The following is a 15,952-nucleotide window of genomic DNA, read 5'->3' as shown; positions in this document are numbered from 1 at the left end:
TTACAATGCAAAAATAGTTCAAGAAATAGAAAAACCAATTTTAAAAGACAAAGTAAAAATTACAAAATTCAAATATTTAAATAGCATTCTTAAATTTTAAAGGAGAAACCTGAGCATGCTTTTTAAAGAAGTTGTTAAAGTGAGAAGGTTGTTCAAACCCCAGAGTATAGCCAATTTGAGCAATGTCCCAGTTAGTATATTTCAGCAGGTTTTTAGATTCTTCAAACATTTTTTCCTTAATAATTTGTGTTGTAGTAAGATGGGTTACAGATTTTACTGAAGAATTCAAGTGATTAACATGTACATTAAGGTGGTCTGCAAAGTCAGAAGCGGTTTTTAAAGCCAATGGATAGGCAGGAGAGTCCAAAGGGAACTGTTTGTTAAGAAGCTCATCAAATAGTCTGTACAAGCGGACGTTGGCTGGAAGTTCACCAAGGCTTACATCTTCTACACGGCTTTCTAGGGCAAGATGCAATACAGAGGCAAGATTACTTTTAATGCCGCTGCAACGAAACGGATAAGCAGAATGGTTTAGCTTATGCATCTGCTCAAAATACATATTGGACAACTGCGTTTGCTCCTCATTCAGAAAGATAAAAGGCTTGCTCCATTCTTTAAAGAGCGAAGTTTTTTTAAATAAATTAAATTCTGGATTTCCATTAAAAAATTCCTGATTGAACAAACAAAAATACCCCTCCTGAATATTATCCCCACATTCCCACGAATAAGGGATATTGGGAGACGGGAAAAAAAGCACCGGACGGTCAATATATAGTTTATGCAGGCCATAATGAATTGTTCCTTTTCCTATCATAAAACAGATTTTATAATAATCCCGACGGTTATAAGGACTTTTGAAGCCACAATACTTCCGTGGAAATATATTGAAATGAGACTTTCCTTTTTCAAGCTCTGAATATGACATTTCCAGCAGGTCCTTTCGGGTGCGCTTGTAATAATCCTCTATGGTTTCCAGTTGATCGCTCATTACTTTAAAATTATAAAAATCAAAGATAGGTAAATCTTTTGTCTTTAGATTTGCCTTTGGATAAGTTTTATAGGATCAGAATTCTTTTAAAGTTTTTTCTAATTTTTAGTGATTTGTAATTCCATAATATAAGAGGGGAGTAGGAATGGATCTGCCTGTGAGTTTTCCTTAATAACAAAACCAGACTCCTTGAAAAACTCCAATAAAGGATCCTCTGTGATGATATTAGTCCATAGGATGTCCGTAAATGATGCTGCAGATCTGCATTTTTTCCAAAGAGATTCCCTAATTTCAGGCGAATTATATTCCTGAAGAACAACGAAGTTAAGTTCTGTCATCCTTTTATCTTCTGAAAAACCAGGGTATATGGAACCGCTTTTCAAAATGCAATATCCCACCGGATTTTGATCTGCATAGGTAATGATAAGCTGATTAGACAGATTATTCAGTTCATTAATCATTTTTCTCGGATCCCAATCCTCAATGTATTTTCTGATGCTTTCCTCTGAAATAAGATTGTTGTAAGTATTGCTGATCGAAGATTTAATTACTGTAAAAAGATTATCAACTCCCTCGTCTGAGCCTATGGTAAATTTTGAAATGACTTCCATTCTTTTTTTATCAAAATTATAAGATTAATCTATTCAGAATAGGTACAGTTTGTTAAAATATAACCGATACAGATGGGTATTTTGTAAATTTGTTCAGTACAGATTGAGATAGCATGATGAAGTCTTATAAATATGAAGTTTTTACAAAGGGGATTGAGGAGCAAATCCGCAAAGGGGCTTTGAGGGCTAAGGATCGCTTGCCTTCCGTCCGCGAAATAAAGGAAAGGTACAATCTAAGTACAAGTTCCGTACAAAGCGGTTTTGAATCTCTTATGATTAAAGGTTTAATTGAGAGTCATCCACGCTCAGGATATTTTGTTGCAGAGATGAAAGAAGGCTGTATTTCGGAAATAAAGACAAAGCTTTCTCCGGTAGTAAGGGATGAGGTATTCATGAAGAACATGATGCTGACATCCAAGCAAACTTCCGAAGCGACTTCCTTTAATAATGCGGTGCCGGGAGATCTCCTGATTCCACAAAAACTGATCCTCAGGACAATGCAAGAGGTTATTCGTGAAAAAGGAGCATCATTGCTGAGGTATTATCCCTCCAACGGGCTTGAACCATTGAGGAAACAGATTGCTCAGAGAATGGGAATATATGGCTGTACATTAAACCCCGAAGAACTGATTATTACGGATGGCGCCTTGCAGGCATTAACAATTGCATTAAGCTCTGCAACGAAGGCTGGAGATGTTGTGGCTGTGGATAGCCCGTGTGTGTTTTCTGTATTGGAGGTAATTACGAATCTGGGACTAAAGGTAATTGAAGTTCCAGCTAATGATCATAATGGCTTTGATTTGAAATATTTTCAAAAGGCTTGTGCGGAAAATAATGTGCGTGCCCTAGTGGTAACTCCCAATTTTCATAATCCTACAGGAATAATGATGAGTGACGAAACCCAAAAGGAATTGTTAAGAATAGCAGAAGCCCATCAGGTATGCATTATTGAGAATGATATCTATTCTGATCTTTATTTTGGAGAAGAGAGACCATCCAGTATTAAAAGCTTTGATAAAAAAGGATTGGTAATGATTTATTCTTCATTTTCAAAGACATTGGCACCTGGGATTCGTTTGGGTTGGCTGTATGCAGGTCATCATTATTCAAGAGCAGAGAGGACAAAGTTTGTATTAGGAAGAACGGTTTCTCCAATTTATCAGGAGCTTGTTCTTAGGCTTTTGCAGGAAAAAAGGTATGAAAGACACTTACGTTCATTCAGGAAAAAGTTACATCAGCAGGCAGTTCAGCTATTGGATGTTTTAAGGGAATACTTTCCTCAGGACTCATACTTTCTTCAGCCGCAGGGAGGATACAGTATTTGGGGACAAATGCCGAAAAATATGAATATGCAGAAATTCTATCAATACTGCGATGATCATAAGGTTCTGTTTACTCCCGGAGATACATTCTCACTTACAGATCAATATAGCCATCATTTTCGGATTGTTTTTGCAGAAAGAATTACGCCAGAAAGTATTATTTTACTGGAAAAAATAGGCAAAAAAGCACACGATCTTCTTATTTAATACTAAAGTTGTTTAGACTTAACCACAAAAGTCACAAAAGATTTTATTTTTTTAACACTTGAGTACACTTTAGAAAGTGTAAGAGATACTGTATCATTAAGTTCACATAAGATGAAAATCCTTGATTTTCAACAAAACTTTACTTCTTACACACTAATTATATCACTTAAATAGCTTAAGTGTATAGAAAGCTTTTGTGACTAAGTTTAAACGGACTTATGAGTAGAGAAATTACTGTCTGCCTTTTTAGTTTGTTTTTGATAGCGAAAAAGAAGTGCTTTTTGAAACATTCCCAATCTCTTGAGAACCTGCTCTCAGGTGATGAAATAGGCTTTTTTAAAGATTTTGAGGGTGTTAACTAGAGAAAAATCTACGTTCACATAGAAATATGTTGAAAAAATAGCTTTTTGCTCTAAATTTTTTTCACTGTAGTTAGGCTCGAATCACCATAAAACCTATATTTGCAGCCTAAATTTTTAAATAAATGAAAGAACTAATTGAAAAAATCAACGCGGAATTTGAAGCGTTCACAACTGAGGCAAACCAACAAGCGGAAAAAGGAAACAAGGCAGCTGGAACAAGAGCTCGTAAATCAGCTTTAGAACTAAGCAAATTGTTCAAGGATTTCAGAAAAGTTTCTGTAGAAGAAGCTAAGAAGTAATTCTCCTTTAGCCGGCTTTTGTAGCCGGTTTTTTTATGTCCTGATTTCATCTCAGGCAGATATACATTGTACGTAAAGTGATTTTCCATTTGTATATTCTAACCAGCTCACTTTCATTTCCTTTATTCATCTTTCAGTTTGTTGTATATTAATTTTTACACCGTACAGTGAATACGTTGTAGATAATTTGTATTTTAGGGACATCAATGGTATAGGTTGTTATGAAACATTATTATTTCTTTTTGGTCCTGTGTTTTGGAATTTTTTCTGCTCAAAAGATTAGGGTAGTGGATTCGGAAACAGGAATCCCGGTTCCCAATGCAAGAATTATTTCACAAGAGCAAATTGTTTATACTAACGAAGATGGCTATGCTCCTATAGGCCAAGGAGCTGTTAATTTTGAAATTTCAGCCTCTGGGTTTCAAAATGCAATATTTCCTCAATTTAATTCCTCAATAAAGCTGAAAAGAGCTTATAAAAATATTGATGCAGTAAAAATGGCAAGTGTAGATATCAGGGAAATCTTTGAAGATGTAAATAAGAACTACAAGAAAAGATATTATAAAGAACCATCCGTTTATGATGTGGTATATAAAGAGAAAAAAAGTGATAACAATAAACTTTATTTTCTGACCATTGCAGAGGCTAAATTATGGAGTAAAAGTAATTATTACAACTATAAGGACGGATATCAAAAGGATTATGACAGAATCCTGCAAATGCAGCTGAATAATGTAAAATATTTAAAAAATATAAAGTCAGACGATATTTTTATTCCTGGGACCAATGATTTTTCACATGAATACATGGGGAATTATTTCTTCAATTTTGAACTGAACCGTGTTTTATTTCATCTTAAAAATAAAGGAACAAAATATTCAGGATGGATGGTCTTTGAAGAGGGTGATGAGCAATTAATTACTTTTAAGATTAAATCATTGGAAGGGATTGATGTGAAAGGGGAGTTTAAGTTTAATAAAGCAGATAAGGTGATTACCTATTTTGAAATACAATACTTGCAGGAAAACGTCCCAATGGTTAAGAGAAAAACCGCAACCGGAGAAGAATATGATTATCAGCTGGGAAATGCAGTGCTTATTTTTGATTTCTATAAGAAGAATGGAGTCTATGTGCCTGCATTAACGCGTCTTGAAGGGAATAAATATATTGCTTACTACAAAGGAGTAAGGCATGAGAAGAGAACCAGCAGGGAGCTTATTTATAATACCTTTAAAAAATCTGATGCAGACGGGCTTAATCCAAAAGTAGATTTTAGCAAAAATATCTGGGATAATGTTCAGGTAAAGGAAAATAAAAACAATACCATTTTGCTTTCTGAGCAGGAACAGGCGTTTGTGAATGAGGAGTACGGAACCGGCTCAGATAGAATGATATATCCTTAAATTCTTTTTTAAAATAAAGTATATCTTCTCATCTGTAAATTTTAAAGAGATATTTGTATTTATGTTCTTCGGCATTCATGCTAAAGGCGAAATCTCTTGCAGATAAAGCAAATTTTAGCCCTATTCCTTTACCATCTCCACAATTTCTTTTATCTTTAAACCAATCAATAAATATTATGAGGATAAATAGATTTTTTGCAGTACCAGCTGTAGTGTTGGCTGCCCAATTTTCATGGGCTCAGGTAAAGGTAGATCCAAAAGAAAACCTTAATCCTATCGTAAAAAGTTTTGTAGATGAAGTAAATAATAATTCTCAGCTGGAGGGTATGGCTTATGAGCTTCTGGATGGTATAGGACCACGTCTTGTAGGAACTCCGGAAATGCTTGCCGCTAACGAATGGAGTGCAGAAAAGCTTCGTTCTTGGGGAATTGAAGCGAATCTTCAGCAGTTTGGAACATGGAAAGGGTGGCAAAGAGGAACTACGCATGTTGATATGATATCTCCACGTGTAAAGTCATTGTCAGCAACGCAATTGGCGTGGAGTCCTGCAACTAAAAAAGCTGTAGAGGCGGAGGTCGTTGTTTTGCCAAAAGTTTCTTCCAAGGCAGAATTTGATAAATGGCTTCCCTCTGTAAAGGGAAAAATAGTACTGATGGCTCAGTATCAGAAGATAGGACGTTCTGATGAACAGATCAAGGAATTTGCAACCCCGGAGCTTTATGAAAAACTTAAAGCAGAAAAAGATCAGGCTGCCAAGGATTTTACAGCGTATGTGAAAAATATCGGATATGATAATAATACACTTCCGGAAGCTTTGGAAAAGGCGGGAGCAGCAGGAATTGCTATTTCAAACTGGACAGGAATTATGGGCGCTAACAGAATCTTTGGAGCAAAGACCTCTAAAATCCCAATGATCGATATTGATGTGGAAGACTATGGAATGCTTTACAGAATGGCTGAAAAAGGAGCTCAACCTAAAATTAAGATTGATGCACAGTCTAAAATACTTCCTGACGCAAAAAGCTTTAATACCATCGGAATCATTAAAGGTAAGGAAAAACCTGAAGAATATGTAATCCTTTCTGCTCACCTTGATTCTTGGGATGGTGCTCAGGGAGCGACTGATAACGGAACAGGAACGCTTACCATGCTTGAAACCATGAGAATTCTGAAAAAATATTATCCAAATAATAAAAGAACAATCGTTATAGGGCTTTGGGGAAGTGAAGAACAGGGATTAAATGGATCCAGAGGTTTTGTAGCAGACAACCCACAGATTATAAAAGGAGTGCAGGCAGCTTTCAATCAGGATAACGGAACCGGACGTGTGATCAATATCAGTGGTCAGGGATTTGTAAAGGCTTATGATTATATCGGAAAATGGCTTGACGGCGTTCCAAAGGCAGTGAGAAGTCATATAAAAACTGATTTCCCGGGAATGCCTGGAGGTGGGGGTTCTGACCATGCTTCATTTGTAGCGGCAGGTGTACCTGGATTTTCTCTAAGTTCCTTGAACTGGGGATATTTTGGATATACCTGGCACACCACAAAGGATACCTATGACAAGATTGTATTTGATGAGGTGAAAAGCAATGTTATCCTAACGGCTGCATTAGCATATATGGCCTCTGAGGATCCGGAATTCACCAACAGAGAAAAAAGAGTGATGCCTAAGGACGAAAAAGGTGGTACGGTACAATGGCCGGAAGTAAAAGAGCCTAGAAGAAGTTCTAAGGACTATAAATAAGAACGGTAAAAATACTTACAAATATAAAGGCTGTCTCCATGGAGACAGCCTTGTTTTTTATTCGAGAACTCTTTTCGATTTTAATTAAACATAAAGTTCCAAGTCTGAGAATTTTGAAATTGAGGGAGAGTGGGGTGTAGCCAGCTTACCAAATCCATATTCACAGAAGATAAAAGCTAATCCATTGGCTTTAGCAGAGTCATAATCCGTCTGTGTATCACCAATGTATACAGAATCTTCGGTAGATAAGTGGTTTCGCTCCATAACGAGCTTAATATTTTCGGATTTTGGCTTTTGCGTTCGTCCATGAGATTCAAAATCTACAAAGAGATCATTGAATTGATAATACTCTAGAAAGGATTCAATATAACCATCCTGACAGTTGCTGACGATAAATAGGTTGTGCGTATTGGCCAGGCTTTTTAAAGTAGCTTCAACATCATTATAAAGAATCCCGCCCTGTACACGAAGAACCTTGTTTTCCTGAGCTACAATCTCGGAAAGAATCTCTTTAGCTCTTTCATCTGAAATTCCGGGAACAATATCCTTGACAATATCATGAGCCAATAAACCCATGTACTGATCCATATCTTCGGGTTTCAACTCTCGTTTTACCAGCTGATGTTTTCCTAAGACCTCATTCCATATTCCAATAATGGTAGCCCTAGGATCCCACAAAGTACCATCCAGATCGAATATTAAATTTTTTGTACTCAAATTATACTGCTATTTTATGTTTAATGGGGTTAATTTTCAAATTAAGAAGTTACAAAATCATGCTCAGCTGAACTCTTTTTCTTGCTTCATCCACTTCCGTTACTTTAACTCTGACATGCTGATGAAGCTTTACTACTTCGTTAACATCAGATACAAAGCCTTCTTTCAATTGTGAAATGTGAACCAGTCCACTTTCCTTAATTCCAAGATCCACAAAGCATCCAAAAGCAGTGATATTGTTAACAATTCCCGGTAGAATCATACCTGCCTTTAAATCTTTAATGCTTTTTACATGAGGATCAAATTCAAATACCTTTGCTGCTTTCCTTGGATCTAATCCCGGCTTTTCCAGCTCCTTTAGAATATCCTTGATCCCCAGAATTCCAATTTCTTCCGTAATATAGCTTTCAGGCTTTACCAAGGCTATTTTTTCCTTATTGGCGATGAGGTCATGAGTTTTTATTCCGAGATCCTTAGCCATTTTTTCAACGATTCCGTAGGCTTCAGGATGTACTGCGGAATTATCCAATGGATTTTTAGAATTGGAGATTCTTACAAAAGCTGCTGCCTGCTGGAATGCTTTTTCTCCAAGTCTCGGAACTTTTTTAAGCTGTTTTCTATCTTCAAAAGCTCCGTTTTCAGCTCTGTAATTAACAATGTTTTCTGCCATTTTTTCTCCGATCCCTGAAACATAGCTTAATAAGGACTTACTAGCCGTATTGATGTTGATTCCCACAGAGTTTACACATCTCATTACAGTAGAATCCAATTCATTCTTTAATTGGGTTTGATCCACATCGTGTTGATACTGCCCAACACCAATGGATTTTGGATCAATTTTCACCAACTCTGCCAAAGGGTCAGAAAGTCTTCTTCCGATAGACACTGCGCCTCGCACAGTCACATCATAAGTTGGGAATTCATCTCTGGCAATTTTACTTGCTGAATAAACGGATGCACCTGCCTCAGAAACCACAAAAACCTGTAATGGCTTATCGAAAGCAATTTTCTTTATGAAAAATTCTGTTTCTCGGCTTGCTGTTCCGTTTCCGATGGAGATGGCTTCAATATTATAAGCATTCACCATAGAACGGATCTTTTTCATGGCCATTCCTGTTTCATTTTGTGGAGCGTGAGGGTAGAGGGTTTCATTATGAAGAAGATCTCCCTTTTCATCAAGACAAACTACCTTGCAGCCACTTCTATAACCCGGATCTATAGCCAGAATCCTTTTTTCTCCCAATGGTGGAGCTAGAAGTAACTGGCCTAGATTTTCAGAAAAGATTTCAATGGCTTTTTTATCAGCCTTTTCTTTGGCTTCCTGTAGTGTTTCATTAGAAATGGCAGGCTCCAGAAGTCTTTTGTAGCTGTCTTTTATGGCCAGGGCAATCTGTTCCGAACTCTCATTATTAGATTTGATAATGGCCTTTTCAATAAAGTCAATAGCTTCTTCCTTATCAATACCGATATTCACTTTTACAAAACCCTCCGTTTCTGCTCTTAGCATGGCTAAAAGTCTATGGGATGGAGTTCTGGAAAGGCTTTCTTCCCATTCAAAATATTGGGAGAACTTCTGGGCATCTTCTTCCTCTTTTTTAGCCTTTACCACCTTGGAAGTGATGATAGCCTTACGTTGATATAATCGGCGAAGATTCTTACGAACATACATATTCTCGTTGATCCACTCTGCCATGATATCTCTGGCGCCCTGAAGAGCTTCTTCTTCAGTAGAAACGTCGTTGTTTAAATATTTTGAAGCCAAAAATTGAATGTCATTATTCTTTTGGCTCATAATGATCTTGGCTAAAGGCTCTAGTCCTTTTTCCTTGGCAGTATCAGCTTTGGTTTTTCTTCGTTTTTTAAAAGGAAGATATAAGTCTTCCAATTCCTGTATATCAAAGCTTTCTTCAATTCTCTGTCTGAGTTCAGGGGTTAAAGCATTCTGTTCCTCTATAGATTTTAAAATAGATTCTTTTCTTTTAACAATTTCTTCAAACTGCTTACTAATCTTTGAAATCTGCTCAATCTGTGTTTCATCCAGATTTCCGGTCTTATCTTTTCGGTAGCGGGAAATAAAAGGAATGGTGCAGTCTTCTGCTAATAATTGTAAGGTATTGTTGATGCTCTTTTCTGAAATATTGAGCTGTATCTGTATGAATTCTACGGTCGTCATTGTTCTGTTTTCGGATAGCTAAAATAGGGTTTTGAAATGAAAAAAGGCGAGTTGCCCCGCCTTGAATGTTTTCACAACGGAATAATCCTTATTGTGAATTGCTTTTCAAAATTATTAAGACAAATATAGAAGAAAAAATCTTTATTATAATTATGGGAATCCGTAATTAGGATGTTTTTTTTATTTCTATTTTTATGTAGTATCAAAAATTAGAATGATGATTAAAAATATACTTGGATTAGACTTAGGCACCAACTCCATTGGTTGGGCTTTAATAGAAATTGATGAAAATAATATTCCTATTCGCATTATTGCCATGGGTTCTAGAATAATTCCTTTATCAACAAATGATAAAGAAGAATTTCAAAGAGGTTTGTCAATTACCAAAAATCAAAGCAGAACAGTAAGCCGTATTCAGCGAAAAGGTTATGATAGAAAACAATTAAAGAAAAGTGATTTAAAGAAAATTCTAAAAAAATACAATATTTTCCCATCAGAAGAATTATTAAAACTTCCAATGCTTGATTTATGGAAACTAAGAAGTGATTCTGCTAACCCCAATGAAAATATTTCTGCTGAACAATTAGGACGTATTCTCTATATGCTTAATCAGAAAAGAGGTTATAAGTCTGCTAGAAGTGAAGCTAATTCCGATAAAAAAGATACAGATTATGTTCAGGAGGTAAAAGGACGCTATACTCAGTTGAAAGAGAGAGAACAGACTATTGGGCAATATTTTTATGAAAGGCTTTCTACTGCTTTTTCGGACAAAGATAATAGACAGTATTTCAGAGTCAAAGAAGAAGTGTATCCAAGAGAAGCTTATATGGAAGAGTTTGATACTATTATTAATGCTCAGAAAGGCAAGCACGATTTTCTTACAGATAAAGTGGTTCATCAATTAAGAAATGAAATCATTTATTTTCAAAGGAAGCTGAAATCCCAGAAAGGATTGGTGAGTATTTGTGAATTTGAAGGTTTTGAAAAAACTGTTTTTGATAAAGAAAAAAACAAAAATAAGGTGGTGTTTGTTGGACCGAAAGTAGCTCCTAAAACGTCTCCTTTGTTTCAGCTTTGTCGAATTTGGGAAGTTGTTAATACGATTACCTTAAAAGTGAAAAATCCAGAAAGAAGCAAATATAAATGGGGTGAAAAAATTCCGGATTTAAAAGAGAAGGAAATTTTAGCAGATTATTTATTTAAAAATGAAAGCCTAAGCTTGAGTAAACTTCTCGAAATTTTAGAACTAAAAAAAGAAGATGTATATGTGAATAAGCAAATCCTGAAAGGTATTAAAGGAAATGAGACGTATGCAACTCTTCATAGTATTTTAGGCGATAATGAACTTTTGAATTTTGATGTATCCATCATTACTTCAAATCATACTGCGATATTTGTAGATAAGAAAACAGGTGAAATTCTTGAAGAAAGAGCAGGTCTTGAACTTGATGCATCATTGGAAAAAGAGCCGTTATATCAACTATGGCATACCATTTATTCTCTGAAAGATTTAGATGAATGCAAAAATGCTTTAATTAAAAGGTTTGGTTTTGATGAAGAAATTGCCGAAAGGTTATCTCGTATTGATTTTAATAAGCAGGCTTTCGGGAATAAATCGAATAAATCGATGAGAAAAATTCTTCCATTTCTGATGGAAGGCTATGATTATTCTCAATCCTGTAGTTTGGCGGGTTATAATCATTCTAATTCTTTGACGAAAGATGAAAGAGAACAGCAAATTACTTTAGACCGATTAGAACTTCTTCCTAAAAATAGTTTGAGACAACCTATTGTTGAGAAAATTCTGAACCAGATGATTAATGTAGTTAACGCAATTCTTGAACAATATGGAAAACCAGCTGAAATTAGAATTGAACTTGCTCGTCAACTTAAACAAAGTAAAGACGAACGAAACGAGACCGATTTACAAAATGCTAAAAATAAAAAACTCAATGAAGAAATTGGAAAAAGATTGACTGAATTAGGACTTCCTGTAACCAAGCGATATATTCAAAAATATAAATTCATATTTCCATCACTTAGTAAAAATCTGAAAGATGCTCAGGTTAACAATCAATGTATTTATTGTGGAGAAACTTTCAATTTAACAGAAGCTTTGAGTGGAGACGCTTATGATGTGGACCATATTGTTCCGAAAGCTTTATTATTTGATGACTCACAGGCCAACAAAGTTTTGGTTCATCGAAAATGTAACTCTACAAAGACTAATCAAACTGCGTATGATTATATTGCTACAAAAGGTGATGAACAGGTTAGAGTTTATTCAGAACGGGTGGATGACTGGTTCAAGAGAGGAATTATCTCTTACAGTAAAATGCAAAGGTTAAAAGTGTCACACAAAGAATATCTTGAAAGGAAAAAAGTTGGAAAAGAAACAGAAACGGATAAAAAGCTTTGGGAAAACTTTATCGACAGGCAATTGAGAGATACTCAATATATTTCTCGTAAATCAAGGGAGATTTTGCAGAAAGTATGCAATAATGTAACAACAACAGAAGGTGGAGTGACTGCTAAACTCCGTAATTTATGGGGTTGGGATGATGTTTTAATGAATCTTCAAATGCCTAAATATAAAGAATTAGGGCAAACCGTCACCAAAGAATGGACAAGCGAACATGGAAAAAGAAAACATCAAAAAGAAGAAATAGAAAACTGGACAAAAAGAGATGATCATCGCCATCATGCTATTGATGCTTTGATAATAGCTTGTACAAAGCAAGGCTTTATTCAACGGATAAATACTTTGAATTCGAGTGAAACAAAAGATTTGATGGTAAAAGAAGTTGAGGAAGCTAAAATAGAATTTAATGAAAAAACTACACTTTTAGAAAAGTATCTAAAAACTCAGAAACCTTTTAGTACACAAGAAGTGATGCAAGAAGCAGACAGGGTTTTAATTTCTTTTAAAGCAGGTAAAAAAGTAGCAACAATAACTAAATTTAAAGCGACAGGAAAAAATAAAGCGACAGGTGTGATTGTTCCAAGAGGAGCTTTACATGAACAATCTGTTTATGGGAAAATAAAAGTAATTGAGAATGATAAACCTTTAAAATATTTATTTGAAAACTCAGATAAAATTGTAAACCCAGGGATTAAAAATCTTGTTGAAACAAGGCTTTCAGAAAATGAAAATAATTCTAAAAAGGCTTTATCAACATTAAAGAAAAATCCGATCTTTTTCAATGAAGAAAAATCCAAAATTCTGGAAAAAGCATCTTGCTACAATGATGCCACTGTTTTGAAATATAAGTTACAAAATATAAAAGCAAGTCAGGCTGATGATATTGTTGATGAAAGAGTGAAATTTTTAGTAAAAGAAAGACTTCTTCAATTTGGAAATAAAGAAAAAGAAGCTTTCAAGGATACACTATGGTTTAATGAAGAAAAACAAATTCCGATTATAACGGTTCGTTTGTTTGCCCGTCCGGATGCTAATAATTTACAGGCCATTAAAAAAGATGAAAATGGAAAGGAGATAGGATTCGTTGTAACAGGAAATAATCATCATATCGCTATTTATGAAGATGAAAACAACAATCTTGTTCAACACAGTTGTACATTTTGGCACGCAGTAGAAAGAAAAAAATATAATATTCCTGCTGTTATTGGAAATTCATCAGATGTTTGGAGTCAATTATTAGACAAGGAACTTCCAATGTCATTTTTGGACAAATTACCTCCGGATAAACTCAATTTAAAATTCAGTATGCAACAAAATGAAATGTTTATTCTGGGCTTATCACAAGAAGAATTTTACGAAGCAATAAAAAATAATGATAAATCTTTATTGAGTAAATATTTATACTTAGTTTGGAGTATTTCTGAAAATAACTATTGGTTCAGGCATCATTTAGAAACTAAAAATTCTGATTTAAAGAAAACCGATGGCGTTAAAGAAAGTAAAAGACTTTATAATATTAGAAGTTTGGGTTCTTTGTTTTCTTTAAACCCAATAAAAGTCAGATTGAACCATTTAGGAGAAATTACCAAAATAGGAGAATAATAATTATGATTACTCGCTCCATATACATCGGCAATCCCGCTTATCTTAAACTTAAAGATGAGCAAATGTATATTTTAGAACCCTCCACTAAAGAAATGAAAGGTAAAGTTCCGGTGGAAGATTTGGGGTTGCTGATGTTGGATCATTTCCAGATTACGATTTCACATCAGTTAATTCAGAAAATGATGGGAAACAATGTGGTAATAGTGAGTTGCGATGGCCATCATTTACCACACGGAATTATGCTTCCGTTGTATGGCCACACTGAACATTCCGACCGGATCAAAGACCAGTTAGAAGCCAGTGAACCCCTCAAAAAACAACTTTGGAAACAAACTGTCGAATGTAAAATTGAAAATCAAAAAGAAGTTTTAAAACGGTTAGGAAATTATTACGAACCAATGATGGGTTATCAGAATAATGTGAAAAGCGGTGATAGTACCAATATGGAAGGTATTGCGGCGCAACATTATTGGAAGCACCTCATCAGTCTGGATTTTTTGAGACAACGCTTTGGAGATTCACCCAATCAATTTTTCAATTTTGGGTATTCGGTTCTCAGAAGTATTTTAGCAAGAGCAATTGTTGAGACCGGATTGCTTCCTGTTCTTGGAATTTTCCATAAGAATAAATACAACCCTTATTGTCTGGCCGATGACCTGATGGAACCTTATCGTCCTTTTGTTGATTTATTAGTCATGCAATGGCTGGCAGTCAATCCTGAAACTGAAGAATTAACTAAAGAATTTAAAGCTTTCATTTTACAGATTGCAACCAAAGATGTGAAAATAGATGATAAAACCAGACCCTTATTGGTTGCGGTAAAAACAACCGCTACATCACTGTATAGATGTTATACAGGAGAAAAACGCCTGATCTCTTATCCTGAGCTGATATGAATGCCGAAAGGTTTAATGCATACCGAATTATGTGGGTTTTAGTATTATATGATTTACCGACAGAAACTAAAGCCAATATGAAAGACGCCAACCGCTTTCGTAAATCTTTGCTTGATGATGGCTTTACCTTATTTCAGTTTTCAATGTATGCGAGGCATTGTCCAAGTCGTGAAAATGCTGAAGTTCACATTAAAAGAGTGAAGTTGATGCTTCCAAAAGCAGGTAAGGTTGCTATTATGTGCATCACTGACAAGCAGTTTGGAGATATTGAAATATTTTTTGCCAGAAATAAAGAAGAGCCACCTCCAACCTTTCAACAGCTTGAGTTATTCTAAATTTTGAATCCTAAAAACAAAAACAATCTGCTGATTTTCAGTAGATTGTTTTTTGAGGCTGTGACTAATCACGAAGATAATAATTTTTGAAAGCAATTCACAACATTGTAGTACAGCTCTACTTCCTGTAACATGCTGTGACTAATCACGAAGATAATAATTTTTGAAAGCAATTCACAACAGCGCAAATATTGTGATTATGAGACAGGGTGCTGTGACTAATCACGAAGATAATAATTTTTGAAAGCAATTCACAACTGTACCGCATCGCAGGTATTCTTCACAAAAGCTGTGACTAATCACGAAGATAATAATTTTTGAAAGCAATTCACAACGTGACACGGTTGTACCGTCTTTATTTACTAGCTGTGACTAATCACGAAGATAATAATTTTTGAAAGCAATTCACAACTTGTCGCGAAAATTCATAATACCTTGCCCGGCTGTGACTAATCACGAAGATAATAATTTTTGAAAGCAATTCACAACCTCATTTTCTACTATATTTTTTAAAATTTGGCTGTGACTAATCACGAAGATAATAATTTTTGAAAGCAATTCACAACGAGTGTTGTAGGTTTCTGTTTTTATACTACGCTGTGACTAATCACGAAGATAATAATTTTTGAAAGCAATTCACAACATGCGTCAATTGGTGGTACAGAATTAAAATGCTGTGACTAATCACGAAGATAATAATTTTTGAAAGCAATTCACAACGAATATGAACAAAGAACAAAACTTTGTAATGCTGTGACTAATCACGAAGATAATAATTTTTGAAAGCAATTCACAACAATGTAAGAGATTTTGAAGGGGAAAAAAGAGCTGTGACTAATCACGAAGATAATAATTTTTGAAAGC

Annotated in this window: 11 protein-coding genes and 1 CRISPR repeat array (1 of these 12 cut by a window edge); of the genes, 7 read left to right on the top strand and 4 right to left on the bottom strand. The window is 35.0% G+C overall.

Annotation, left to right across the window (positions count from 1 at the left end; genetic code table 11):
* Positions 1 to 76: 76 nt before the first annotated feature.
* Together EG359_RS04795 and EG359_RS04790 are read right to left on the bottom strand one after the other, a co-directional pair.
* A complete protein-coding gene (locus tag EG359_RS04795; protein WP_076351447.1) occupies positions 77 to 988 on the bottom strand; it encodes a helix-turn-helix domain-containing protein in 912 nt (303 codons plus the stop codon).
* A gap of 98 nt (positions 989 to 1,086) precedes the next feature.
* The gene (locus EG359_RS04790; RefSeq protein ID WP_076351449.1) at positions 1,087 to 1,599 is read right to left on the bottom strand and encodes a hypothetical protein; all 513 of its coding nucleotides are present in this window, start codon (positions 1,597 to 1,599) and stop codon (positions 1,087 to 1,089) included.
* 113 nt (positions 1,600 to 1,712) lie between these two features.
* Here EG359_RS04790 and EG359_RS04785 point away from each other — a divergent pair, with 113 nt between their 5' ends.
* The 4 genes from EG359_RS04785 (at position 1,713) to EG359_RS04770 (ending at position 6,940) form a co-directional block, all read left to right on the top strand.
* A complete protein-coding gene (locus EG359_RS04785) occupies positions 1,713 to 3,128 on the top strand; it encodes an aminotransferase-like domain-containing protein (RefSeq protein ID WP_084180274.1) in 1,416 nt (471 codons plus the stop codon).
* 484 nt (positions 3,129 to 3,612) lie between these two features.
* Positions 3,613 to 3,789, top strand: coding sequence for a histone H1 (locus EG359_RS04780; protein ID WP_076351451.1), 177 nt, complete (start codon positions 3,613 to 3,615; stop codon positions 3,787 to 3,789).
* A 287-nt stretch (positions 3,790 to 4,076) separates the two neighbouring features.
* Positions 4,077 to 5,192 carry a hypothetical protein gene (locus tag EG359_RS04775; protein WP_123867273.1) on the top strand — a complete coding sequence of 372 codons (1,116 nt, stop codon included), beginning with the start codon at positions 4,077 to 4,079 and terminating at the stop codon, positions 5,190 to 5,192.
* Between the two features lie 176 nt (positions 5,193 to 5,368).
* A complete protein-coding gene (locus EG359_RS04770; RefSeq protein ID WP_076352076.1) occupies positions 5,369 to 6,940 on the top strand; it encodes a M20/M25/M40 family metallo-hydrolase in 1,572 nt (523 codons plus the stop codon).
* A gap of 84 nt (positions 6,941 to 7,024) precedes the next feature.
* Here EG359_RS04770 and EG359_RS04765 read toward each other — a convergent pair whose 3' ends face one another.
* Together EG359_RS04765 and EG359_RS04760 are read right to left on the bottom strand one after the other, a co-directional pair.
* A complete protein-coding gene (locus EG359_RS04765; protein WP_076351455.1) occupies positions 7,025 to 7,657 on the bottom strand; it encodes an HAD family hydrolase in 633 nt (210 codons plus the stop codon).
* Between the two features lie 49 nt (positions 7,658 to 7,706).
* Positions 7,707 to 9,830 carry a Tex family protein gene (locus tag EG359_RS04760; RefSeq protein ID WP_076351457.1) on the bottom strand — a complete coding sequence of 708 codons (2,124 nt, stop codon included), beginning with the start codon at positions 9,828 to 9,830 and terminating at the stop codon, positions 7,707 to 7,709.
* A 214-nt stretch (positions 9,831 to 10,044) separates the two neighbouring features.
* Between EG359_RS04760 and cas9 the strand changes: the two genes are divergently transcribed.
* From cas9 to cas2, 3 genes are read left to right on the top strand one after another with little or no spacing between them, the layout of a single operon-like run.
* Positions 10,045 to 13,854: a type II CRISPR RNA-guided endonuclease Cas9 gene (gene cas9, locus EG359_RS04755; RefSeq protein ID WP_076351459.1), complete on the top strand. Its 3,810-nt coding sequence runs from the start codon at positions 10,045 to 10,047 to the stop codon at positions 13,852 to 13,854.
* Positions 13,855 to 13,859: 5 nt separating this feature from the next.
* Positions 13,860 to 14,753, top strand: a complete 894-nt coding sequence (gene cas1, locus EG359_RS04750) for a type II CRISPR-associated endonuclease Cas1 (RefSeq protein WP_076351461.1) — start codon at positions 13,860 to 13,862, stop codon at positions 14,751 to 14,753.
* A complete protein-coding gene (gene cas2 / locus EG359_RS04745) occupies positions 14,750 to 15,088 on the top strand; it encodes a CRISPR-associated endonuclease Cas2 (protein ID WP_076351463.1) in 339 nt (112 codons plus the stop codon). Before cas1 ends, cas2 begins: the two co-directional genes overlap by 4 nt.
* Positions 15,089 to 15,145: 57 nt before the next feature.
* Positions 15,146 to 15,952: direct repeats of the CRISPR family, unit length 47 nt; unit sequence GCTGTGACTAATCACGAAGATAATAATTTTTGAAAGCAATTCACAAC (it continues 1,088 nt past the right edge of the window).

This window comes from Chryseobacterium joostei, from assembly GCF_003815775.1.
Taxonomy (GTDB): Bacteria; Bacteroidota; Bacteroidia; order Flavobacteriales; family Weeksellaceae; genus Chryseobacterium; species Chryseobacterium joostei.
This window is presented reverse-complemented; position numbering and strand designations above follow the sequence as displayed.

Bases quoted from the DNA above. Each gene is read 5' to 3' on its own strand.
- EG359_RS04790 (WP_076351449.1), bottom strand. From the start codon at position 1,599: ATGGAAGTCATTTCAAAATTTACCATAGGCTCAGACGAGGGAGTTGAT.
- cas9 (WP_076351459.1), top strand. From the start codon at position 10,045: ATGATGATTAAAAATATACTTGGATTAGACTTAGGCACCAACTCCATT.
- EG359_RS04785 (WP_084180274.1), top strand. From the start codon at position 1,713: ATGATGAAGTCTTATAAATATGAAGTTTTTACAAAGGGGATTGAGGAG.
- cas2 (WP_076351463.1), top strand. From the start codon at position 14,750: ATGAATGCCGAAAGGTTTAATGCATACCGAATTATGTGGGTTTTAGTA.
- EG359_RS04780 (WP_076351451.1), top strand. From the start codon at position 3,613: ATGAAAGAACTAATTGAAAAAATCAACGCGGAATTTGAAGCGTTCACA.
- EG359_RS04770 (WP_076352076.1), top strand. From the start codon at position 5,369: ATGAGGATAAATAGATTTTTTGCAGTACCAGCTGTAGTGTTGGCTGCC.
- EG359_RS04795 (WP_076351447.1), bottom strand. From the start codon at position 988: ATGAGCGATCAACTGGAAACCATAGAGGATTATTACAAGCGCACCCGA.
- EG359_RS04760 (WP_076351457.1), bottom strand. From the start codon at position 9,830: ATGACGACCGTAGAATTCATACAGATACAGCTCAATATTTCAGAAAAG.
- cas1 (WP_076351461.1), top strand. From the start codon at position 13,860: ATGATTACTCGCTCCATATACATCGGCAATCCCGCTTATCTTAAACTT.